Origin of the sequence: Algoriphagus sp. AK58 (genome assembly GCF_014324365.1) — a bacterium.
Classification (GTDB): Bacteria; Bacteroidota; Bacteroidia; order Cytophagales; family Cyclobacteriaceae; genus Algoriphagus.
The window spans coordinates 1-22,933 of record NZ_QEIG01000017.1 but is presented as its reverse complement, the minus strand read 5'-3'; the positions used below and the strand labels follow the sequence as shown (position 1 = coordinate 22,933).

At 42.1% G+C, this 22,933-nt stretch carries 23 protein-coding genes; 6 read left to right on the top strand and 17 right to left on the bottom strand.

Features of this window, described 5'->3' with window-relative positions:
• Nucleotides 1-69: 69 nt before the first annotated feature.
• Together DDT91_RS15125 and DDT91_RS15120 are read right to left on the bottom strand one after the other, a co-directional pair.
• Nucleotides 70-828: an alpha/beta fold hydrolase gene (locus tag DDT91_RS15125; RefSeq protein ID WP_187177033.1), complete on the bottom strand. Its 759-nt coding sequence runs from the start codon at nt 826-828 to the stop codon at nt 70-72.
• Nucleotides 829-1,202: 374 nt separating this feature from the next.
• Nucleotides 1,203-1,919 (bottom strand): pyridoxine 5'-phosphate synthase, encoded by a 717-nt coding sequence (locus DDT91_RS15120; protein ID WP_187177032.1) that lies wholly within the window; start codon nt 1,917-1,919, stop codon nt 1,203-1,205.
• Nucleotides 1,920-1,981: 62 nt separating this feature from the next.
• Between DDT91_RS15120 and DDT91_RS15115 the strand changes: the two genes are divergently transcribed.
• The 3 genes from DDT91_RS15115 to DDT91_RS15105 are packed head-to-tail and all read left to right on the top strand — an operon-like array spanning nt 1,982 to nt 3,534.
• The gene (locus DDT91_RS15115) at nt 1,982-2,434 is read left to right on the top strand and encodes a GatB/YqeY domain-containing protein (RefSeq protein ID WP_187177031.1); all 453 of its coding nucleotides are present in this window, start codon (nt 1,982-1,984) and stop codon (nt 2,432-2,434) included.
• Between the two features lies 1 nt (nt 2,435).
• Nucleotides 2,436-2,984, top strand: a complete 549-nt coding sequence (locus DDT91_RS15110; RefSeq protein ID WP_187177030.1) for a CvpA family protein — start codon at nt 2,436-2,438, stop codon at nt 2,982-2,984.
• A complete protein-coding gene (locus tag DDT91_RS15105; protein WP_187177029.1) occupies nt 2,968-3,534 on the top strand; it encodes an aminodeoxychorismate/anthranilate synthase component II in 567 nt (188 codons plus the stop codon). The genes DDT91_RS15110 and DDT91_RS15105 overlap by 17 nt, the downstream gene beginning before the upstream one ends.
• A 176-nt stretch (nt 3,535-3,710) precedes the next feature.
• Here DDT91_RS15105 and DDT91_RS15100 read toward each other — a convergent pair whose 3' ends face one another.
• From DDT91_RS15100 to DDT91_RS15080, 5 genes are all read right to left on the bottom strand, one after another.
• Nucleotides 3,711-4,364, bottom strand: coding sequence for an outer membrane lipoprotein carrier protein LolA (locus DDT91_RS15100; RefSeq protein ID WP_187177028.1), 654 nt, complete (start codon nt 4,362-4,364; stop codon nt 3,711-3,713).
• A 34-nt stretch (nt 4,365-4,398) separates the two neighbouring features.
• Nucleotides 4,399-6,936 carry a DNA translocase FtsK gene (locus tag DDT91_RS15095; protein ID WP_187177027.1) on the bottom strand — a complete coding sequence of 846 codons (2,538 nt, stop codon included), beginning with the start codon at nt 6,934-6,936 and terminating at the stop codon, nt 4,399-4,401.
• A 53-nt stretch (nt 6,937-6,989) separates the two neighbouring features.
• Nucleotides 6,990-8,030: a quinone-dependent dihydroorotate dehydrogenase gene (locus tag DDT91_RS15090; RefSeq protein ID WP_187177026.1), complete on the bottom strand. Its 1,041-nt coding sequence runs from the start codon at nt 8,028-8,030 to the stop codon at nt 6,990-6,992.
• Between the two features lie 122 nt (nt 8,031-8,152).
• Nucleotides 8,153-9,631, bottom strand: a complete 1,479-nt coding sequence (gene guaB, locus DDT91_RS15085; protein WP_187177025.1) for an IMP dehydrogenase — start codon at nt 9,629-9,631, stop codon at nt 8,153-8,155.
• Between the two features lie 223 nt (nt 9,632-9,854).
• Nucleotides 9,855-11,042 (bottom strand): RsmB/NOP family class I SAM-dependent RNA methyltransferase, encoded by a 1,188-nt coding sequence (locus DDT91_RS15080; protein ID WP_187177024.1) that lies wholly within the window; start codon nt 11,040-11,042, stop codon nt 9,855-9,857.
• Between the two features lie 43 nt (nt 11,043-11,085).
• On the opposite strand from DDT91_RS15080, the gene prmC reads away from it, so the two are divergent.
• The 3 genes from prmC (at nt 11,086) to DDT91_RS15065 (ending at nt 12,783) form a co-directional block, all read left to right on the top strand.
• Nucleotides 11,086-11,982 (top strand): peptide chain release factor N(5)-glutamine methyltransferase, encoded by an 897-nt coding sequence (prmC, locus tag DDT91_RS15075; protein WP_370539325.1) that lies wholly within the window; start codon nt 11,086-11,088, stop codon nt 11,980-11,982.
• 24 nt (nt 11,983-12,006) lie between these two features.
• Nucleotides 12,007-12,396 carry a DoxX family protein gene (locus DDT91_RS15070; protein ID WP_187177023.1) on the top strand — a complete coding sequence of 130 codons (390 nt, stop codon included), beginning with the start codon at nt 12,007-12,009 and terminating at the stop codon, nt 12,394-12,396.
• 192 nt (nt 12,397-12,588) lie between these two features.
• Nucleotides 12,589-12,783, top strand: coding sequence for a hypothetical protein (locus tag DDT91_RS15065; protein ID WP_187177022.1), 195 nt, complete (start codon nt 12,589-12,591; stop codon nt 12,781-12,783).
• Nucleotides 12,784-13,345: 562 nt separating this feature from the next.
• Here DDT91_RS15065 and DDT91_RS15060 read toward each other — a convergent pair.
• From DDT91_RS15060 to DDT91_RS20500, 10 genes are all read right to left on the bottom strand, one after another.
• The gene (locus tag DDT91_RS15060) at nt 13,346-13,876 is read right to left on the bottom strand and encodes a hypothetical protein (protein WP_187177021.1); all 531 of its coding nucleotides are present in this window, start codon (nt 13,874-13,876) and stop codon (nt 13,346-13,348) included.
• Nucleotides 13,877-14,328: 452 nt separating this feature from the next.
• Nucleotides 14,329-15,009, bottom strand: a complete 681-nt coding sequence (locus DDT91_RS15055) for a hypothetical protein (protein WP_187177020.1) — start codon at nt 15,007-15,009, stop codon at nt 14,329-14,331.
• A complete protein-coding gene (locus tag DDT91_RS15050) occupies nt 14,999-16,900 on the bottom strand; it encodes a hypothetical protein (protein WP_187177019.1) in 1,902 nt (633 codons plus the stop codon). Before DDT91_RS15050 ends, DDT91_RS15055 begins: the two co-directional genes overlap by 11 nt.
• A 65-nt stretch (nt 16,901-16,965) precedes the next feature.
• Nucleotides 16,966-17,295: a hypothetical protein gene (locus DDT91_RS15045; protein ID WP_187177018.1), complete on the bottom strand. Its 330-nt coding sequence runs from the start codon at nt 17,293-17,295 to the stop codon at nt 16,966-16,968.
• A gap of 84 nt (nt 17,296-17,379) precedes the next feature.
• Nucleotides 17,380-17,658, bottom strand: coding sequence for a hypothetical protein (locus DDT91_RS15040; RefSeq protein WP_187177017.1), 279 nt, complete (start codon nt 17,656-17,658; stop codon nt 17,380-17,382).
• A gap of 2 nt (nt 17,659-17,660) precedes the next feature.
• Nucleotides 17,661-18,968: an RHS repeat-associated core domain-containing protein gene (locus tag DDT91_RS15035; RefSeq protein ID WP_222718662.1), complete on the bottom strand. Its 1,308-nt coding sequence runs from the start codon at nt 18,966-18,968 to the stop codon at nt 17,661-17,663.
• Nucleotides 18,969-19,056: 88 nt separating this feature from the next.
• Nucleotides 19,057-19,476 (bottom strand): hypothetical protein, encoded by a 420-nt coding sequence (locus DDT91_RS15030; RefSeq protein WP_111394807.1) that lies wholly within the window; start codon nt 19,474-19,476, stop codon nt 19,057-19,059.
• 14 nt (nt 19,477-19,490) lie between these two features.
• Entirely contained in the window at nt 19,491-20,228 is a 738-nt protein-coding gene (locus DDT91_RS15025; RefSeq protein WP_187177016.1) for a hypothetical protein, read from the bottom strand.
• Nucleotides 20,229-20,390: 162 nt separating this feature from the next.
• On the bottom strand, nt 20,391-20,900 hold the full coding sequence (locus tag DDT91_RS15020; RefSeq protein ID WP_187177015.1) for a hypothetical protein: 510 nt from the start codon (nt 20,898-20,900) through the stop codon (nt 20,391-20,393).
• Between the two features lie 9 nt (nt 20,901-20,909).
• Nucleotides 20,910-22,933, bottom strand: a 2,024-nt coding sequence (locus DDT91_RS20500; protein ID WP_222718661.1) for an RHS repeat-associated core domain-containing protein, incomplete at its 5' end; no start/stop codon positions are given.

Genomic DNA, 22,933 nt, shown 5'->3' with positions numbered 1-22,933 from the left:
GCAGAAAGCTAAAGGCAGAAAGCTGAAAAAAAGGGGTGAGATCTGATGCAGATTCACCCCTTTTTCGTTTTAGCCCAAAAACCTTCTCATCTCCTCCACGACTGCATGAGGCTGCTCGGCATGGAGCCAGTGACCGGCATTGGGGATAAACTCGAGTTCGTAATTCGGGAAATGGGCCTCCAAGTCAGGCAAGTCCTTTTGCTGGATGTAGTTGGAATTGGCACCTGCGAGAAAAAGGGTTGGTCCTTCAAAGACAGCCCCATCGGCCAAGGCTTCTCCGACGTTTTCAATCTTTTCGGTGATGATTTTCAGGTTGATCTTCCAGGCAAAGCCTTCAGCGTCCCGAGTCAGACTTTTAAGCAAAAATTGCCTTACTCCTAGTTCCGGAATGTAATGTGCCAACTGATCATCGGCTTCTTTTCGGGATTTGATTTCGCTTAGCTTCAGAGAATTCAATCCTTCCAAAATCGTCTGATGGTGGATGGGGTAAAATCTTGGGGCGATGTCAGCGACGATTAGTTTTTCGACCCGCTCGGGATAGGTTACAGCAAAGTTCATCACCGTTTTCCCGCCCATGGAGTGCCCCATAAGGTAGATTTTTTCCAGTCCTTCGTCATCGATAAGTTCCTTCAAATCTTCCACCATCACGGCATAGTTCCACTCCTCGGAATGGGGAGAGTCTCCATGATTTCGCTGATCGACGAGATACAAGGTGTAGTGCTCGACCAGTTCCTTGGCGATGGAAAACCAGTTGTCCAGCGAACCAAAGAGTCCGTGGAGAATGACGAGAGGAGGGCCGGAGCCGGATTTTTTGAAGTTAAGCTTCATTCAAATTTCGATTTATCAATAAGAAGGTCATGAGGAAAGATTACCTTTTCAATGGTAAAATATCAATCACCCCTTGGTAAATGACTTTTTTAACCGCAAAGTTTCGCAAAGAAAAAAAGGAGCAGAAGAAGGAGTTATAAGATTAGACCTCAAAGCCTTTCCCTTTTTCAACCCTTTTCAAGAACCCAAAGAAAAAAGCCAAGGCTTTTTTTAGTTCCAATCACAGGCTTGGTAGGTACCTTTACACCTCGGTTAGTGTCAGCAATAACCGAAACTGGAAATTTTAGAAATTGGGAACCATCCGCCTAAGTGATACCAATTTTCCAATCTTCTAATTTTTCAATCCGCCACGTCGGACAAGTTCTTTCAATCAATCAAATCTCCAACTGCCTTCTGTACATCTGAATTGTATTTTCCAATCCGTAGTACAGCGCATCGCAGATTAGCGCGTGGCCGATGGAGACTTCTTCCAAGAATGGAATCTGCTGCTTGAGGTAGGCCAAGTTGTGCAAGTCCAAGTCGTGCCCGGCATTCAGCCCTAAGCCGAGTTCTCGGGCGAGATTGGCTACTTCCACATAGGGTTTTACGGCTTTCTCCCGGTTCTGATGATAGTGTGAAGCGTAAGGTTCGGTGTAGAGTTCTACCCGGTCGGTGCCCGTGAGCTTGGCGGGTTCGAAGTATTTTGCTTCGGGATTGATGAAGATGGATACACGGGTGCCGATTTCTTTGAGCTCGGCCACGATGTCTTTCAGCATGCTCTGATGAGCGATGGTATCCCAACCGGTATTGGAGGTGATGGCATTCGGCGGATCAGGGACCAAGGTCGCTTGGGCAGGCTTCACTTCACGGATCAGTTGCATAAATCGCTGATCGGGATAGCCCTCAATGTTGAACTCCGTCTTTACCACTTTTGCCAAATCCACTGCATCCTGATATCGAATGTGACGTTCATCAGGCCGTGGATGCACTGTAATCCCCTGTGCACCAAATCGCTCGCAGTCCAAGGCCACCTTGACCACGTTGGGATTGTTGGCGCCACGGGCATTGCGCAGGGTGGCGATCTTATTGATATTTACACTCAGCTTTGTCATATCGGCAAGGAAAAAGGGGTATTTTTACCCGGTATTGAAGTAGTAACACAAACTTAGGACGAATGAGTTTAAAGCAGAATGTAGAAAGTCAAATAAAATCCGCCATGATCGCTAAAGACAAGGTGAGATTGACCGCATTGCGAGCCATCAAATCGATGATTTTGTTGGAGGAGACCAAAGAGGGTTTTTCCGGAACCTTGAGCTCAGATGACGAGATGAAGCTCCTCACCAAAGCTGCCAAGCAGCGGAAAGACTCCGCAGACATCTATGAAAAGCAAGGAAGGGCCGACCTTTTGGAAGTGGAATTGGCTGAGTTAGCCGTGATCCAGGAATTTTTGCCAAAGGCCTTGACTGATGAGGAATTGACTTTTGCCATTCAGGAGATCATCAATGTCACCGGTGCTGCCGGTCCAAAGGACATGGGTAAAGTAATGGGCGTGGCGAGCAAGCAGTTGGCAGGAAAAGCAGATGGTAAGGCTATTTCTGAAAAGGTAAAATCCCTGCTCAACAGCTGATTTGGCACCGATTGACATCGTCATATTGATCCTAATCGGATTGGGAGCCTATGAGGGCTACAAGAAAGGCTTGTTGCTGAGTATTGTGGGGCTCATAGGCTTTGTTTTGGCTATCATCCTTGGGGTTTACTTTATGGACCCGGTGAGCAAATGGCTTGCTGCAAATCTGGACGAACTCACCTTCGCCTTTCCAATCATAGCCTTTCTGATTGTATTTTTTCTAACCTTGCTTATTGTGAATCTGGCGGGTTGGATATTGAAAAAAATGATGGATATGATCCTGCTTGGCGGTTTTGACAGCATTGCTGGCGCAATTTTGGGGATAGTTAAATCCGGATTTTTCATCAGCCTTTTTATGTGGCTTTCGCTACAGTTTGACCTCAAAATGCCACGGGAATGGCGGGCCAAAAGCGAATATCTCCAATACATCGAGCCACTCGCCCCGAGTGTGATTTGGGTGCTGGAACCTATTTTCCCCAAGGTCAAGCAAGCCATCGAGACCATGGACGAGATTGTAAAAGAGTTCAGGAAAGATGCTGCTGCTGATTGACAATTTTGACTCCTTCAGTCACATCCTCGCCGATCTGATCAGGCAAACCGGCGAAGAGTTGATTATCAAACGGAATAAGGTCTCCTTGGAGGAAATCGACAAGATTGATTTCAAGGGCTTGATCCTTTCCCCCGGACCGGGGACACCGGCCACATCAGGCAATTTGATGCCCATTCTGAAAAAGTATGTCGATCAAGTACCCATCCTCGGCGTCTGCCTCGGTCATCAGGCGATCGGGGAATTGTTCGGTGCCAAATTAGTCAAAAACACTGTGCCAACTCATGGAAAGGTCCATACTATCCGACAGACCCGGCCACATTTTTTTACCCATAATCTTCCGGAACGTTTTCAGGTCACTCGCTACCATTCGCTCCAATTGACCGATTTGCCGGATTGCCTAGAATCGATATTAGAGACAGAAGGCGGAGAAATCATGGGAATCGCACATCGAAGCCTGCCCATTTTGGGGATCCAATACCATCCCGAAGCCTACCTGACCCAATACGGGATGGACATCATCCAAAACTGGCTCCGAACGCTCAAGGCTTGAACTTTTTAACCAATTAGTTTAGTGGAAGTAAAGAAAATATCGGATAATATCCCTAGTTAGGATAAAAAGATTAGTTAAAAATTACCAAACTGGATAGGGAGGTAAAATTCAGATAGTACGAAATTGAACTTCAGAAGCACTTTGAAGGAAATTTGAGCGGAATAGAAAAATCACCGTCACCTCAAATCAATCACCTCAATCCCGGGGTGCTTTTTCACATCAAAAACAAAATAATCTGCCGGTAAGCTTGGGGCTGCTTTCATGTTTTTGAAAGAGTACGAAAACACGCCTCCTTGGCCATCAAACATTTCCCAGCCCAAGAGGTCTTGGGTGCTTTTGTCCACCATCAGCTTCACCTGCTTAAAAGGCGCATTGGCCTTGAGAGCTGTCAATTCTACCACGCTAACCGCTTTTCCTTGATATGTTTTGTCGGCCAGCAGCTTATAATTGAAGCCGGTTTGATACATTTTATAAATGTTTGAGGGCGTTAATTCCCCTTCCATCTGCGTGGCGTCATTGATGGTAACTTCCTTGTAGGAATTGGTTTGGATAAAGGTCCAGACCGTCTTGCCGTCGTTGTAGATTTCCTGATCAGGGAGTTTAAGACGGTATTTTTCCCCACTTACTGCAATCTCACCGGTCTGTCGATCTCCGGCACCACCACCATCCTGAAAAGTGTAATCAAAACTAGCAGTGAAGCCTTTCATACTTTGGTACTTTTGGCTCATGCCATCTAAGACTGCTTTTGCTTTGGGATCCTTTTGGGCGTAGCCTTGGGAAGCCACACCAATCAGCAAAAAAAGAGAGAATAGAAGGTTGTTGAATTTCATGGAAACACGCTGCCGGAACTGGGAAAAGCAGCGTTTACAGGCTATTCAATAACCGTTCCAAACTGGCCTCATCCTGGATAAGTACCTCACGGGCTTTGGATCCTTCAAACGGTCCAACCACTCCGGCCGCTTCCAATTGGTCCACTATTCGACCAGCACGGTTATAGCCTAGCTTGAGCTTGCGCTGAATCAGAGAAGTACTTCCCTGCTGATGGAGCACAATCAATCTCGCTGCCTCATCAAAAAGAGGGTCACGATCGGCTAGATCTATGTCTTTGGCAGAACCTTCCCCATCTTCTCCTTCAAACTCTGGCAACAAATAGGCAGAAGAATAGCCCTTTTGCTCTCCAATCCAATCGCAAATATGGTCTACCTCAGGTGTGTCGAGGAAGGCGCATTGGATTCGGGTCATTTCAGAACCATGAGAAAGGAGCATGTCCCCCTGACCAATCAGTTGATCAGCACCTCCTGCGTCGAGAATGGTACGGGAGTCGATTTTGGAGGTCACCCTAAATGAAAGGCGGGCGGGGAAGTTGGCCTTGATAATGCCCGTGATCACATTGACCGAAGGACGCTGCGTAGCAACCACTAAGTGAATCCCGATCGCCCGTGCCAGCTGTGCCAATCGTGCAATCGGTGCCTCGATCTCTTTTCCTGCCGTCATCATCAAGTCAGCCAACTCGTCGATCACCAGTACGATATAAGGCATGAAATAATGTCCTTTTTCCGGATTCAGTTTTCGGGCAATGAACTTGGCATTATACTCTTTGAGATTTCGACAACCCGCATCTTTTAGGAGGTTATACCGGTTATCCATCTCAATACATAGGGAATTGAGGGTGTAGATCACCTTTTTGGTATCAGTGATAATGGCCTCTTCCGATCCCGGGAGTTTGGCGAGGAAGTGTCGTTCGATCTTATTAAACAGCGTCAATTCCACTTTTTTGGGATCGACCAAGACAAACTTCAGCTGAGAGGGATGCTTCTTGTAAATCAGGGAAGCCAAAATCATATTCAAGCCCACAGACTTACCCTGACCCGTGGCACCCGCCATCAGGAGGTGGGGCATTTTAGCCAAATCCGCCACAAAGACTTCATTGGAAATGGTTTTACCCAATGCAATAGGAAGATCCTTGTCGGACTTCATGAATTTTTCTGTTCCCAAAACAGCCCTTGCAGGTACCAATTCTCTGTTTTTGTTGGGCACCTCGATCCCGATGGTTCCTTTTCCTGGAATCGGCGCAATAATACGGATGCCCAAAGCAGCCAAACTAAGGGCAATGTCATCTTCCAGATTTTTGATTTTGGAAATCTTAACCCCGGGATTGGGGACGATTTCATACAAGGTCACTGTAGGACCGATCGTAGCTTGAATACCCTGAATCCCAATTTGAAAATTTTCAAGCGTGGTGACGATTTTGTCCTTGTTTTCCTCCAGCTCCTGACGGGAAACAGTCACCTTTTTGACATCATACTCATTGAGCAAATCCAGTGTCGGGTATTTGTATCTTGGCAAATCCAAGGTGGGATCATAAGGATCCAAGTTTTCAACCTCTGCTGCAGTCTTTTCCAGCTCAGGAGCTTTTTGTACTGTGAAATTGCCTTCCTTTGTCGGCTTTGTGCCATTTCCTTCTTCCAAAAGATTGACTTGGGGAACATCAAAAATATCCTCCTCTTCTGCCAGATCCTCTTCAGGATAAGTAAATGATAGTTCAGGTGAAGAAATTGCTGGAGTAGTCCCCTTTGACTCAGGCACACTATTATCCAAATCGATCGGGGCGGTTTTCACTTCCCATTCACTTCCGTCGTCCACAAAATCTTCCTTTTCCTCCAACTCTTCTTTTTCCAAAGATTCATCCACAAATGGATTCGGAGCAATTCCTCTTGCTTTTGGCTCCAGTGGCAGATCTTCCTCGCTTTTTTCTTTCGGAGAAAACCAATTCAACTGCTGTATACCAAAGAATAGGACCACAAAAATCAAGAAAGCCCCAGCAATGAGAATGAAGGTACCCATTCCGAGAAAATCATCGGAAAGCTTGGCCAATTCGTAGCCCAGTCCCCCCGAAAGAAAGCTCCAATAGGAATATCCCTCCACCAAGATGACTGCATAGCCTGTCAGCAAGCCCAACCAAGCAGTGAAGAATAAGGCAAATACAGCATATCGGGTCAAGGAAATCAGGGAAAATTTGAACGTCCAGCGAAATCCAAGGAGGAAGAGATAAGGGGGAAAGAGAAATGCTGCGACCCCAAACCAACGGTAAATCATCCAGTTGGCAGCCTGAGCACCGAGATAGCCGACCCAATTTTTTGACTCCCTAGCAGATTCGCGGATTTCCTGATCGGGATTATTCATAACCAGGCTTTGATCCTGAGGCCCGTTGAGCATGTAGGAGACAAAGGCAATAAACAAGAAGATACTTATCGAAATCAGGATGATCCCAAACGTGAGTCCGAGCTGCCGTGTGTCAATTTTACCAAATGAAAAAAGAGGCTTCCTAGGTTCAGAATGAGCCTTTTTTGCATTCTCGGATTTCTTTCGAAAAGTATTAGTCTTGGGTGAATCTGATGCCATCTAGGGTTGAAAGTACGATAATAAGTTTAGCCAAAAGGCAGAAGAAAGCCAACTTACCGGGAAAAATATGCCAGAAGTCCTTTCTTGATCTTTTTGATCAAACTTGGTCCCTCATAAATCATGCCCGAGTAGACTTGTACCAAGCTCGCACCGGCCTCCAGCTTTTCGATGGCATCCTCGGCAGAGAAAATACCCCCCACTCCCACGATCGGGAAGGCACCGTTTGAGTTCTGATGTAAGTACCGGATCACCTCGGTACTTCTTTTTCCCAACACTTTTCCGCTCACTCCACCTGCCCCAATGGCTTCCACTTCATTCTTTGGAGTGCTCAGTTTCGAACGGTCGATGGTCGTATTGGTCGCGATGACGCCATCAATCCGCGTCTCTTTTACGATTTCAATGATATCATCCAATTGTCCATCGGAAAGATCAGGGGCAATTTTCAAAAGAATAGGTTTTGGCTTGGCTTTTTGATCATTTGCCGATTTTACGGCGGTAAGCAACTGCTTCAATGGTTCCTTTTCCTGCAAATCCCGGAGATTGGGCGTGTTTGGGGAACTCACATTGACTACAAAATAGTCCACGTGTGGGTGAAGAGCCTCCAGACAATACAGGTAATCGTCCACCGCATTTTCGTTTGGAGTCACCTTGTTTTTACCAATATTCCCCCCTACAATCACCTCTGACTTTCGCTTTTTCAATCGTTCAACCGCGTCTGCCACTCCTCCATTATTGAATCCCATCCTGTTGATCAGGGCTTCATCTTTCGGAAGCCTAAAGAGCCGTGGTTGAGGGTTTCCTTCTTGAGGTTTTGGAGTCAAAGTACCGATTTCAATAAATCCAAAACCCAACATGGCCATCTCATCGATCAGTTTGGCATCCTTGTCAAAACCAGCCGCCAAGCCTACCGGATTTTTAAACTTCAATCCAAAAACCTCCCGTTCCAATCGTGGGTCTTCCAGTTGGAAATTAGATTTCACCAAAGTATGGATGACCGGCAGGTTAAATGTCAATTTGGTCAAGTCAAAGGTGAAATGATGGGCGTCTTCAGGTTTCTTGAGGAAAAGAAGCGGTTTGAGAAGCGACTTATACACAGAATCAAAGGTTAGGTTGGAAATCCAAAGTTAGGGATTGAAGCTTGGATTTCTGGAGAGTAATTGTATTTGAAAACAGACTGGCATAAAAAAACCGACTTCTATTAGTCGGTTTCGAATGATTAGGATTTCAAGCTGTAATTTGGAGCTTCTCGGGTGACGCTTACATCATGAGGGTGAGATTCTTTCACTCCGGCAGTTGTAATTTTCACAAACTTTCCATTTTTCTGAAGGTCCTCGATAGTCTTGGTACCGCAATAACCCATACCTGCTTGTAACCCTCCCACCAATTGGTACAAGACTTCAGAAACCATTCCCTTGTACGGCACACGTCCTACGATTCCTTCAGGCACCAACTTTTTGATATTGTCCTCGGCATCTTGGAAGTAACGGTCTTTAGAACCGGATTCCATGGCTTCCAGAGAACCCATTCCACGATATGTTTTGAATTTTCTTCCTTCGTAAATGATCATCTCTCCAGGAGCTTCTTCCGTACCGGCCAACAAAGAACCGATCATAATCGAGCTACCTCCGGCTGCAATCGCTTTGACCAAGTCTCCGGAATATCGGATACCTCCGTCGGCAATGACCGGAACACCTCGATCCTTCAGGGCTTCCGCGCATTCAAAAACTGCTGAAAGCTGTGGAACACCCACACCTGCAATCACTCGGGTGGTACAGATGGAACCCGGACCTACTCCTACTTTTACTGCGTCAGCACCGGCATCGGCCAATGCAATGGCAGCTTCCGGAGTGGCAATATTTCCTACGATCACTTCCAAATCAGGAAATGCCGCTTTGATTTTTTTACAGGTATCGATCACCCCTTTGGAATGACCATGAGCGGTGTCGATGGAGACTACGTCCACTCCAGCATTTTTCAAAGCCTCCACTCGCTCCACGATATCTGCAGTCACACCAACAGCAGCACCCACTCTCAATCGGCCAAACTCATCCTTACACGCATAGGGCTTGTCCTTTCTCTTAAGAATGTCTTTGTAAGTGATCAGCCCTGTTAGTTTATAATCCTCATCAACGATGGGAAGCTTTTCGATTTTGTACTCCTGCAGGATTTCCTCTGCCTGTTCCAGCGAAATCCCTGATTTGGCCGAGATCAGATTTTCACTGGTCATGATCTCACGGATCAATCTATTGGGATCTTTGATAAATCTAAGGTCACGGTTGGTGATGATGCCCTTAAGGATTTTGTTTTCGTCCACCACAGGGATCCCTCCGATGTGAAATTCACGCATAATGGCTTCGGCGTCCCTTACTCTGGAATTGATATCCAAGGTGATCGGGTCGAGAATCATCCCAGCCTGAGAACGCTTCACCTTACGCACTTGGGCAGCTTGCTTCTCGATGGACATATTTTTATGAATAAAGCCCAAACCACCCTCAAGCGCGATGGCAATAGCCAATTCGGCCTCAGTCACGGTGTCCATGGCAGCGGAAACCAGAGGAATGTTCAGTCGGATTTTTTTGGTAAGCCAGGTGGAAGTGTTGGTTTCTCTAGGGAGAACTTCGGAATATCCTGGGACAAGAAGCACGTCGTCATAGGTGAGTGCTTCGTAAAGAAACTTCGAGGAGTTTGGATTCATGGCAAATATTGGTTGTAGGTAACCCTATTTGCCCGTCAAAGTTACACACAAAAACTTTTGTCCTCCCAGAAAAAAACAAAATAAATGCGGTTTATCCTGAATAATCTTATCTGATTTGAAATTTGGTTTGGATTTTAAATGGTTTGCATAAAAAATTCCATCTCTCCCCACGGAAAGATGGAATTCAATATCAGAGCCTGTATAGAGAATTTCGTCTTTTTGCTTATTTCTTTCGAAGCCTCGCGATATAAAAGCCGTCAAAGCCGCTTTCCTGCGCCAATACTTTTTTGTCTTCGATCAGTTCAAAATCCTTTCCCGCTTCACTTTCCAGGAATTTTTTGACCTGAAGCTCGTTTTCAGAAGGTAGGATGCTACAGGTGGCATAGACCATTTGTCCTCCTTTTTTGAGCATGGAAGGATAGGTCTGGAGAATTTCCTGCTGGGTTTGCTGTACTTTTTCGATAGACTCCGGAGAGAGTTTCCACTTCGTATCGGGATTTCGTCGAAGTACTCCCAACCCCGAACAAGGCACATCGAGTAGCAATCGGTCCGCGGACTCCTTCAGGCGCTTGATGGTTTTGGTGCCTTCGATCACTTTGGGCTCAAAGATCGACACTCCATTTCTTCGTGCCCGCAACTTGGCCTGTTGCAGCTTCCACTCCTCTACATCCATGGAGATCACTTTTCCTTTATTTTCCATCAAGGCCGCCAAATGCAAGGACTTTCCACCTGCACCCGCACAGGCATCGATCACCCGCATGCCGGGCTCCACTGCCAAAGCAGCGGCAACCAACTGAGAGCTTGCGTCCTGAACTTCAAAAAGCCCTTCTTTAAATGCCGGATGGCGAAACACATTCTGCCGCTCTTCTAAAATCAAAGCATCAGGATAACCCTTGACGATGTAGGTATTGATTCCATCTTCAGCCAATCGATTTTTTAGCCTCTCCCGAGTGGTTTTTAGGGTATTGACACGAAGGACCACTTCCGCTTCCTCATTGAGGGCGTGGATTTCGGGTTCCCATTTTTCGCCCAATTCCTTGGATCCCAGCTTTTGAAGCCACTCTGGAATGGATTCCAACAGCCCAGGATCGGTGGTGGCTTCGTATTTGGCTTTGATTTTTTCCGGGTGAAGTCGCTCAAACTCCTCCCAATCCGGCAAGGCATGACCTTGCATGATCCAATACGTACCAAACAAATCCCAGTAGTTGGATGATGGGCTGAGGTGATTGATCAGCCTCCACCATCTCACCATTTCATAGGTCGTCTCTGCGATAAAAGATCGGTCTTTAGCTCCCCACTTTGGGTTGGACTTGAGCGTCCGCTCGATGACTTTGTCTGCGTATTGACCTTCTTCAAAAATGGCTTGCAATGCGGTATGGACTCCGCGGATGGTGTTGTTATGTAACTTCATGGAAAACCGGTTCTCCCACAAAGGTAAGGGTAATTCTTGGAGGATGGCTTTTTGGAAGATTTCTCACAAAAAAGCAGAAGCCTGTTTACCTTTGGACATGCCGATTTCATATCAAGAACTTTCGCAAAAAATGGCTAAGGAGCTCACTACTCTTTATCCGGAGAATGAAGCTTCCACTTTAGTAGAATGGCTTTTAGAGCATCATTTGGGATTGAGAAGAGTGGATATGCTGCATTTTTTGGAGGAAAAAGATCTACCAAACGCTTTAAAAACAGATTTGGAGCGGTTGAAAACAGGCGAACCGATTCAATACATTCTTGGGCATGGCCCTTTTTACGGTCGGGAATTTGAAGTGACCCGGGATACTTTAATCCCCAGAAACGAAACCGAGGAGTTGGTACACCTGATTATCAAGGAAAATCCTGGAATAGGAAAAAAGATTTTAGATATAGGTACCGGCACAGGATGTATTCCGATCACACTTAATTTGGAAATGAAGGAGTCAGAGGTATTTGGATTGGATGTCTCGGAAAAAGCATTGGAAGTGGCTAAGCGAAATGCAAAAAGACTGCATTCAGGGGTAAATTTCCTGAAATGTGATATCCTCAACGAACTTCCCGCCATTTCAGAATTGGACATTTTGGTTTCCAATCCTCCCTATGTCCCCCAAAAAGATCAATCCGAAATGCATCGGAATGTGGTGGATTTTGAGCCTCATTTGGCCCTTTTTGTGCCTGACGAAGATCCTTTGATTTTTTATCGGGTGATTGGAGAAAAAGGAAAAAGTCTGCTGAAAAAAGGTGGGCGTCTTTATTTTGAGATTTATGAAAAAGCCGCGAAGGGAATAAAGGAGCTTTTGGAAAAACAAGGTTACGACCGAGTAACCGTTCATTCTGATCTTAATGGAAAAGAAAGGATGATCACCGCTACTTCGAATTAATTTAGACACCTAACCAACCTATTTATGCAAAACAAGACGCTCAATAACTTGGGACTTTTGTTAGTCAGACTTTTGGCTGGCGGCATGATGCTTACCCACGGGATTCCAAAGATCGGAAGACTTTTGGGTGAAGGTCCGGTCAAATTCGCTAACCCTTTTGGAATTGGGCCCGAGGTTAGCCTTATCATGGCCATTTTCTCGGAGGTAGTCTGCTCGATCTTGATCATGGTCGGTTTTAAAACCCGAATAGCAACCATCCCCCTGATGATTACCATGCTGGTTGCGGCCTTTTATGCGCATTGGAACGATCCTTTTGGAAAGAAGGAGTTACCCTTGCTTTATTTTGCAGTTTTCCTGGGGATATTGATCGCAGGGGCAGGTAAGTTTTCTTTGGATTCAGCAAAGAAACCCTAAGAGAAAAAAACCCAAAATTCCCTAGATTTTAGGAAAAGAATTCAGAAAATACCCAGTTGTGGGTATTTTATTTAAGATTTCCGCGGTTAATTTGCCTTCTCAGAGAAGCTAGCAAAATTTTTGCTCTGGTAATCAATAAAAGGACAAGCATTCTTAATAGAAACCAAATTGAAGAGGAACGGGAAAAGCAGTTTGAGACGGAAGATTGATTTTTTAAAGCAGTCTCAGAGAGAAAAATTCCTTCTCAAACGTGCCGCAATTCACCAAAAAAGAGCCGAGCTTCTCAGCCGCTTCCGGCTCAACTATCTTCCCCTTTGCATGGACGAGGACCTGGAGCGTTATGCGAAATACTTCGCCGAGGAGGAGAGAAAAGGAGGAGGAGAGTAATTGTATTTTTGCAAAATATAAACTCGAGTAAATCGATCAAAAGTTAAACCTGTCTCTTCCTCATTATACTAGCCTTAGTATAAAAGCCACAAAATAAAAAAGGACACTTTTCAGTGTCCTTGCTAAGTAGCGGGAACAGGACTATTTTAAAATACTGGTTAATAATAATTTATGACATCTAGAGGACAAATCGGGGGACAGGTTCATTTTGGGCCAAAAATTTCAAATTCATTTGAATTGATTTCAGTCTACAACCTGAAATTATCAATAAAATCACGATTTATGAGCCAATTAAGTCAGTCGAGATTTAAATGATTTTTTTCTTTTAATGTAAAGATTCTGATTTCAAAAGAATTTTAGCTACTGAGATCAGAAATCGAATTTTTGTGACCTTGCAATTTAGCCATTCCTAATCCATTTGAGTGATTTCGAATTTCAGCCCTCGAACAATTCGTACCGTGCGATATGTACGAGCTGTACGAAGAGTACGATTGGATAATCCCCTTTCTACTATTTCCATTTTGTCATGCTACTGACATCAATTGGCCATTTCGCAACAAATCTAATCAGCCCCCTCCTCAAAGTCCTCTTTGACAATTGGGATAATAATTAGATTTTCTTTAAACCTATTCCCATTTCTTACCATTAGGTCCTGCCAAGAAGGAGTATCATTTTTAAAATCATAACGAAACACTTTCTTACCATTATAAAAAACATCAAAATAATCAAGGTTATTAAAGTTACTGCTAGGGTCTACATTTGGACTCCATTGATAGCTTAAAGTATCAATATCACCGTTTCCAAAATCTAGATACCTATCACCTTTTCTCCCTACACCAATTACTTTGAAACCATCTTTTTCGGTATAGTAAAGCGTATCGGAAGTTACTAGAGTGCAGAATGGTTCACTTAGATTTGTGCATAATTTCAAATCTGAAATTTTATAGTTCCCTTTTACTGAAAAATAATCTTCTCCATCTGCTGTTTCAAGTCTGATAAAATGACTCCATATCGGTGGTTCACCTGGTGATTCTTGTGGTTGGCATGAAAATGAAAACAAAGCACCTGCCAAAATTAATAGGAAATTTCTCATTCGATTTTAAGGATATAAGAGTAATTCTCTCATAATACATCTCATTATTTGGCCTAATACTATACAGCAATTCCAGATAATCATACATGATCACCGCCAAGCCGCTTGTCAGCTCTTTGCCATTGTCTAGATACGAATTTGTTCTATTCCTCCATATTGATATCCTAGACCTGAAAGATCCACTCCCTAAGGGCCATAATGCGCCTCCTGCACGATCAGCGGGCCTGTACTCATAATCCGGAACTGGTCAAACCAGGCGTTTTCAGATGTTTGGTTTACCAAGTAGGTTTCTATGTGTCAAACTTTCTTGATCGCCAGCTTTTGCATCAGTTCCTCGTGATTATTTCTGTCGTCCTTACTTAGGACGACTTTACCTTGCTCATATAAGACGGAATCCGAATCATATAAGGCGTAGCTCTACTGGGGAAAGAACTAATGAAAATGTTTATATTCTATCGTACTACTCGGAAAGAGAAAAATGGTCTAGCCCAGTCGATACTATCTGGTAAACCTAATTTAGTATTTGTGTATTCATTAATCAAAAATTGATTTATATCAATTCCTGAATTAACCAAAAAATACGACGGGCCTACACCGGAAATTATTTTTTTAAATCCAGGTGGTGGATTTATAATTGCAGCCTTTCCTTTGATCTCTCCAGTACTAAATAACAAATTAAAAACTCCCTCATTTAGTAAAACCAATTTACCTGAAAGTTTATATTCTGATCCTGTATAATTTAATATTAGTTTGTTTCCAGCTTCACTAAAAGGTAAAATTTCGCCTTCTCCATTCAAAATTTTCACTTTATCATTCGCACCTGGTTGATTTGTAAGAAATTTTGATTTATCCCCTAGCTCACGAATACTTAAAAATGGATCGAAATCAAAGTTTTCAAACAGGTATTGGACTGAATTTTCCCGATCTGCCATAATTTTTGGAATTAAAACTTCAATTTTCAACGTATCTCCAATCTTAAAATTTTCCCTGGCAGGTGTAATTGTAACCGGAAAGTTAAACTCTTTCGATAGGTACAATGTGTCATCCTCACCACATGAGAACGATAATAGAGCAAGGGATACAATTAGCCTTACATGTCGAAAAAAATCAAATTTAGTTATTTTAATATCCATAACTCTGTATTAGTTGATTAACTTGTGAGGATTGCAAATTGTTGTTTCTGCCTAATAAATCTGTTTTGAATTGAGCTACAGATAACACCCCACTATTTAGACTTCCAAAGATCATATTTGGTGTATAAAGATTAGCATTATCAACTACACCTGTAATTCCAGGCTCCCCAGTATCCGTAAGATCGAAATACAATCCACGCGGGATCCAATAATTTGATTTTGAAGTATCAGATGGTTTTTGATTTTCAAGATTCAAAATGAAATTATCAGCAATCGCTTGGCCTGCCCCACCTGATACTCCTCCATAGTACATACTCCCATAAAGTCCCCCGACATATGCACCCCAAGCTTCTGCTACAGCTATCCTCCCACTTCCGGTTGTGTTTTTAGATCCATATCCACCGTTTGAAACAATATAGGAAATATAATCAGTCCAGTATCCATTCCCAACCAGAGTGTAGTGGGTAGCATGACCCATCTCATGATAAATAGTTTCAATAATTGAAGCTGCAAACTGAGTTTGGGAACTACTTGATCCATATCTTAAAGTGATATCTGGGACAAGATTTTGCATTATTTGTTTAGCAACAACACCAATGGGTCCTGTAACACCGGCCAGATAAAAATCTAAACCTAGGGAAACAATAGATGTATTAAATAAAGTACGAAGCATTGGTGCAGAGGCAGTTTGGGTAATTCGTGAGGAAATCCAAACATTTAATGCTTCCGATGTATAATTAATTCCAAGTTGGCTATTTTTTAAACCTGCATCTCGGATTGTATTCCAAGTATGTGCGGCAACCCACTGAGTAGCTGCATTAGTATTGGGATTTGAATTGTATTGAAATGTGTATGAAACATTTGCTAAATCAGAGGTATTGAATTCTCCCAACGTTTTATTAACTGGAATGACAAATTGCCAAAATTTCCATACATTGTTGATCCCACGAATTTTTGTAGATCCATTAGAAAACTGGACAGATACTATTGCTTTTTTTCGATAGTTTACACAAATCGAATACTGACCATTTGGCCTGGTTAATATTCTACGAAGTTTGAACCACCTTCTGCTTTTAACCAAAACTCCACCTAAAGGCACATCCGCATTAATTGAATTATCTCGCACTTTAATAGTCCCGGCCACAACATTTGTTGAATTTATTCGTGCATTTGTATCTGTAATAACTTCATCTTCATTTCCGGAAATTTCCATCATTAAGTTATACAGTTCTTTGCGGTTTATTCCTAAATCATCAAGGGTTTTTGTTGCGTTTAAGGTATTACTTACAAGAGTTTCCCTTGCAATTGCACAGTTCGGATCAGTACTATTTGGGTCATAGCACCCTGGACGGGGAGTCCATGGGTCTACGTCTTGGATATCTCCGTCATCCTCGTGGTACAAATAAACATCGGAGAGAATGTCATAAGGGACATTAATATTTATTGAATATTGGAAAGGGATAAGTGTATAGAAATATGTAATTCCATCTGTGCCTACTGCAGGATCATGATAATAGTCCCCAATAAATTGAATGTCTTGATCCAGCGGATAATCCCACAAATCATACCCAGTCTGTTCCAAAGCAATAAGTTGATCGTAATTCTGAGGCTTAAATTTAACATATTTATGAGTAGGACTAAGGCTAGTGGAACAATTAGAACATCCTAACCTTCTATTTTCTTTCCGATATTTCGCTTCAAGAATCTGCATAGCTAATTTAGCGTTTTCAATAGTGAAAGGATTCGTTCTTTTATTTCCCAAAATCGTAAGATTTTCAGGATCACCTTTACCAACCAATTCCTCTGTTGGATTTTGGTCAAGTTCATTAACTTCGCAAGATTGAATAAAAATCAGGCTCAGAAATAAAAAGAGTAGAATTTTGATTTTCATGGTCAACTAAGTTTTATAAAATAATTTTAATGTGATTGTGATTATGTGAATTATAAATATTTTTGTCAATATAAAGAAATACAAAAATGGACTCCTGATTTACCAAGATTTTCTAATAAGTTAGGAGGAAATTCAAAATTTGTTTGTTCAGACATTTCAGAAATAAACCAAATAGAAATACTCTCTTTTTTGATTCCCAGTGATTCCAACTTATCAGAATTTATTTCGATTATGTCAAGAATTCTATTTAAACAGGTCCAATAATTCTCTTTAAAATCACAATTGAATTCAAATCTACCTGTCTGATTATCCCATTCAAAATCCAATCCAAAAACTGAACTTATTTCTGGATATTTATCTTGGCTAAGGTAAATACTAATAATATAATAATTCATGATTTAAAACATTAACCAAAGACTATTTTTTTTCGGAGAGGTAGTCCGTTATATACTATTTAATTTTAACTAAAATATTTTCTATCAAAAACTATTGAAGTTATGTTTCCCACCTAAGGATTTCAAAGCATTTTGAGTCTCTTCATCTTCGCATACAGCCTGTATTCTTTCAAAAGTTTGAAATTTGAAATTTTCTGATGTTACATTTTTTTTAATTAATTCAAGACTCTGGACCAAGTCATCAATTAATTTCCAATCATTATCATTCATCAATGAAATCTCATTTTTCTTCCTCAAGCGAGCCCACAAATCAATATCGCCAGAATATTTTTTATAAATATTTAACTTTTCTATTGTTAACATAACTAGTAGACATTATGGTAGATGATGTTATTATTCCCTCTCAATATCGGATATTCTGATGTCCTCCAAACACTATTTAGACGTACTCCTGTATTAGCATTTTGAAATACATTCACAGAACCCTGAGCATTCCTAGCAAAGGATGAAGATGCCCACCTCCACAAGGGTGCTGTGACATTGTAAGAAGTTAAATTTGTTAGTCTTGTCAGGAGCCTTCCCTGTAAAGTCATCTCTAATGTCCTACCTCCAGTACTCAAAGCAAAGTTTTCTGCAGCTTCTCTTGCTAAGTTTCCGCCAGACCAAAATACTCTTCCATTTGATCCAATAGAACCACCTGCTGCCAATACCTCATCTGCATATCCAGCACCGCTCAAAGGCAACATCAACATATTGTTGATGACTCCATACCCTGCTCCTACAAAAGTACGGAAATCAGAATACCACTGCGACTGTGGAGTATATCCAGTTCCATAATCCCTCCCATAAGTACTATTTGTAATATTTTGGGCATACCACAAATCCGCTGCTCTACCTAATACTCCTGGCCACCACCTTGGGGCAGTTACAGTAAACTGATCAAGGTTAAGATTGATACATTCAGGACAGTTATCATTTTTCGCCTCATTGGTTTGTGATTCCGTTGCATCTGAATTACTACCCTCGTTTTTCGGTTTCTTTTCCTTGGAACCGTCTCCCTTATGTCCTCCAATGTAATTCCCGTTTCCATCATCACCCACATACCCATCAAATACAACTCCCCCCATCACCGAATACGCCTCCATCCCGTCTGGATCGATAAAGCGCATCGGGTTATTCAATGCATAGTTGTATGGACTATGTCGCCTTGCTTTCTCCGCCAGCGGATCATGCACAAACCATCTCCCAATCGCAGGAATATAGAATCTAGCTCCATAATCGTACATAATCACGCCCAAGCCGCTTGTCAGCTCTTTGCCGTTGTATAAATACGGATTTGTTTTGATTCCTCCATATTGGTAACCAAGACCTGATAGATCCACACCCCAAGGGTCATAGTGCGTCTCCTGCACGATCAGCGGACCTGTACTCATGATCCGGTACTGGTCAAACCAGACGTTTTCAGCCGTTTCATTGACCAAATAGGTTTCTATGTACCCATCCTTTTTGATCGCCAGCTTTTGAATCAGTTCCTCGTGTTTGTTTCGGGCTTTTTTGGATAAGATGACCTTTCCTTGTTCATATAGATTACTGTCTGCATCATAAAGCGCATAGCCCATATAGGCTTCCGGAGCCGGCTTTCGCTGGACTTCTGAAATTACTAAGGCAATCAATCACTTTGGCAATGGTCCCTTAATTTGGGATTATTATGACTAATACCTTGGTAACAGAGAGGGTAAAAAGCTGCATTTACTTTTTATTTTAGCCTAAAATATTCTCATAATTCTCAATAATACACTCCTCTCTATCAAAACAAATATTTAATAGTTTATCTGTACTCATCTTTACATACAATTGTAGTATTGGAACAGAATCATGAAAGATATAATTCCCAAAAAACTTCCTATTTGTTAGTAATATTTTATTTTCTTTAGGATCAAATTTCCATTGGCCTTGCTCAACTATTGGATTTTCAATATCACCTCCATAGCAATCATTTAGTATAGAATAATTTCCATTTTTGTTCAATACCAAAAGATCAGGACATTCAATCTCCCCTTTTTTTGTTTCCTCTGTTCCTACGTACAACCAATGACCTATTAAATTTTCATTAATACTTTGAGAGCAAGTTCTATTGCTAAATAGAAATACTACTAAAACTAAATTAAAACTTATTTTCATAGTTACGTTATAAATTATCGTCCAAAGAAATATGGAGTTGGATCAACCCAATTCCCTTTTACCATTATTTGTACATGAATGTGTGGAGTTATGCCTTTAGGGTAACCCAATGCTCCTAAATTAGCAGCTGTGCCAATTATTGTTTGCCCAGCTGTAACATTATATTTTTTCCAAGCATTCACACCAGAAGGAATATTAACATATAATATTCTTACTTTATCAATACCTAAGGTCGAGTTAGAAGGTGTGATATCGATCATAGGCTTTCCAGAGGTAGCCCCAGTATAATTCACAGCACTACCTGTAACCGGAGACACCAAATTTTGACCCACAGTCGTTAAGATATCAATACCCATATGCTTCCTGCCACCTCCATCTCGAGAGGCTCCAAAGTGCCCACTTCCATAAGCATCCTGCCCTCTTAATGCTCCACCGCTTGGATTTATTAAATCACTTACATTTTGAGCCCTTTCCGCAACCATTAAATTTGGTAGAGATCTTTCTGGAAAGGACATACTTGAAGCCATATTTTCATTTACCCTTAATCCAGCCCTCTGCCTAATTTCATTATTTACTCTATTTCTCGATTCTTGTTGTTGCTTGGCTCGTTCTGCATTTTTACGTTGGACTTCTTTTCCTCCTCCATTTGGGGATATTGGCATGTTTACGTCTTCAGGAGCTAAATACCCATCTACCGTAATCCCCCCCATCACCGAATACGCCTCCATGCCATCTGGATCGATAAAGCGCATCGGATTGTTGAGTGCGTAGTTATACGGACTTTGCCTTCTAGCCTTCTCCGCTAGCGGATCATGCACAAACCATCTCCCAATCGCCAGGATATAGAAACTCTACAACTATAAGTTGTCCTAGACTTTAACTAGCTCCTTATATACTCAGAAAGGCCCATATTATCAAAATTTAGTTATAAATTTAAAACTATAAAAAAACAAGGCAAATGACCCAACCACAAAAACAAATGAGAATAATCCATATTTCCATTTTTGTCTCTTTGTCCATTTACTAAATTGTCTGAAATAATTGAGGTATTTATCATCTTTAAAAACTGTAAAATGGCAAATTATATATGCAACTATAGCACATATCAGAAAGGGAGATTCAGAAGATTTAATTGGATGCTTAAAAATGCTATTTAATATATCAAAAACACCCATAATTATAAAAAATAATACAATAACAAGTCCTGCCCCCGAAATCATTATAGAAAACCCATATCTTTTATCCTCCCAAATTTTATTTGTCACTTCTAAATGTGTTGTTCCCTGCTCTTCAAACTTTTTCTTTACGGCTGGAATTCTTCCTATAAGAACAAAAGGATTCAGTTTATTAAAAAATATGTGCCGCTTAGAATCAGCCACATAAATACAGTAATGTATGATATTAAACAACATTTCAATTTTCATAAACATATCTTATCGACCATGATAATAATTCACTGCTTTACCACCAAGATAGCCCCCAACATAACTTCCTCCTATCCCAAATCCAAAACCTCCAATTACGCCTCCGATAACTGCTCCCGGAATTGCTCCAACTCCACCAAATAGTGCACCAAAGCTTGCTCCAATTAAAGCACCAGCTTCTGCACCAGCTATACCTCCTACAATACTTCCCATACTACTAGCAGCTGCCATTTGCGAATTATATCCAAATTGGCCCCGATCTTTCTGATATCCAACCCTTGTATTATAAATTCCAATTAATGCCGAACCAAAAATTGTAGCTCTACCAGCTAGCTTAAAATTACTAGCTGCCTTTAAAGCTCCTGAACGGCTTCCTGTGTATTGATTACCACCCCAGGAGTTATTATAGTATTTCCCGTTCTGGCCAAGCCACATACCTTGAGAAGAAGTCAATCCTTGTAACGCTCCATAAATTCCGCCACCAATATCTAAGGCTAAATTTGAGTTGCTGAAATCAATACTGCTACTTCCCAAAAACCGATTATTAGCTAATGTTTTTGCACCTACTACTCTTCCTGTCCTCTCAAAATAGCTTTCAATGTAGGAATGATAAATTTCTCCTGACCTACCATTACTGAAAACTATCAAATCTGTTTTTATGGTATCTGTGGTATAAGATCCACTAAAGGACATAGACCCTGTACTATTTCGAGCGCTATAAGTCCCATATCCATCCGAATAAGTAAAATCTCCATTATCCTGTGATGCATTTTCTCCAGAATTTACAGGAGTACCCTGAACCGAATAAGGAGCCATCCCGTCTGGATCAATAAACCTTAGGGGGTTATTGAAGGTATAATTATATGGGGAATTACTTCTCATCAACTCCGACAAAGGATCATGCACAAACCATCTCCCAATCGCCGGGATGTAGAATCTTGCTCCGTAATCATACATAATCACTCCAAGGCCACTAGTCAGCTCTTTACCATTATAAAGGTAAGGATTCACCTTGATTCCTCCATATTGGTAACCAAGACCTGAAAGATCGACTCCCCACGGGTCATAGTGGGTTTCCTGTACGATCAGCGGACCTGTACTCATGATCCGGAATTGGTCAAACCAGACGTTTTCAGCCGTTTCATTGACCAGGTAGGTCTCGATATAGCCATCTTTCTTTATCGCAAGCTTTTGAATCAGTTCCTCGTGCTTGTTTCTGGCTTCTTTGGATAATACTACCTTGCCCTGTTCGTAAAGTACCGAATCCGAATCATAAAGGGCATAGCCCATATAGGCCTCGGGGGCGGGTTTTTGCTGAAGTTCTGTAATCACCAGAGCGATGACATTTGCTATGGCCAGTTCATTGGGACCGGTAGCCCGCAAATTTTGACCAAATTCAGTCAACTGCTGGATCATCTTCGTATTTGCCCCCGTTCTTATAAAGGATACCGGATGGAGGCGCGTTTTTCGTGGATCCATATATTTCCCAAAAACTCCGATTTCCACACTGTCTCCCTGCTGCACTTCCTGACTTCGGGAAGGACCAAGTATTCTTCCACGATCCGCATTGAGCCACGCTGTCGCATAGCCACCCGGTGTCTTGTTATGCTCACTTGCGCCTTGGCGAGATTCCTTGATATTGTCAAACAGCTCCTCTTCCTCCTCGGCCTTTTCCGGCTCCATGGTAGCCATTCTCAGCGTGGACTGTGGTGCACGGACTACCTGACGTACATTGCCCAAGTGATCTTTGACGAAGAATTCGTATTGGAACGCTGAATTCTCATAGGCCGCGCGTCCTTCTTCATGCATGATATAGGACAGGGTATTGGCTCCCGTATTGATTTTTTCAAACACAAATTCCCCCAAATAATCCAAGGTAGTGGTAGTGGCCCCTTCTACATTTACTTGGCGAACCTTCACCCCTTCCGCATTGTACCAATAGGTGAGGCTTCTTCCAGTCCCTGAGAATATGATGGACTTGGGAAGGTTTAGATGATTGTAGGTAATGACCACACTGTATTGATCATTATTCA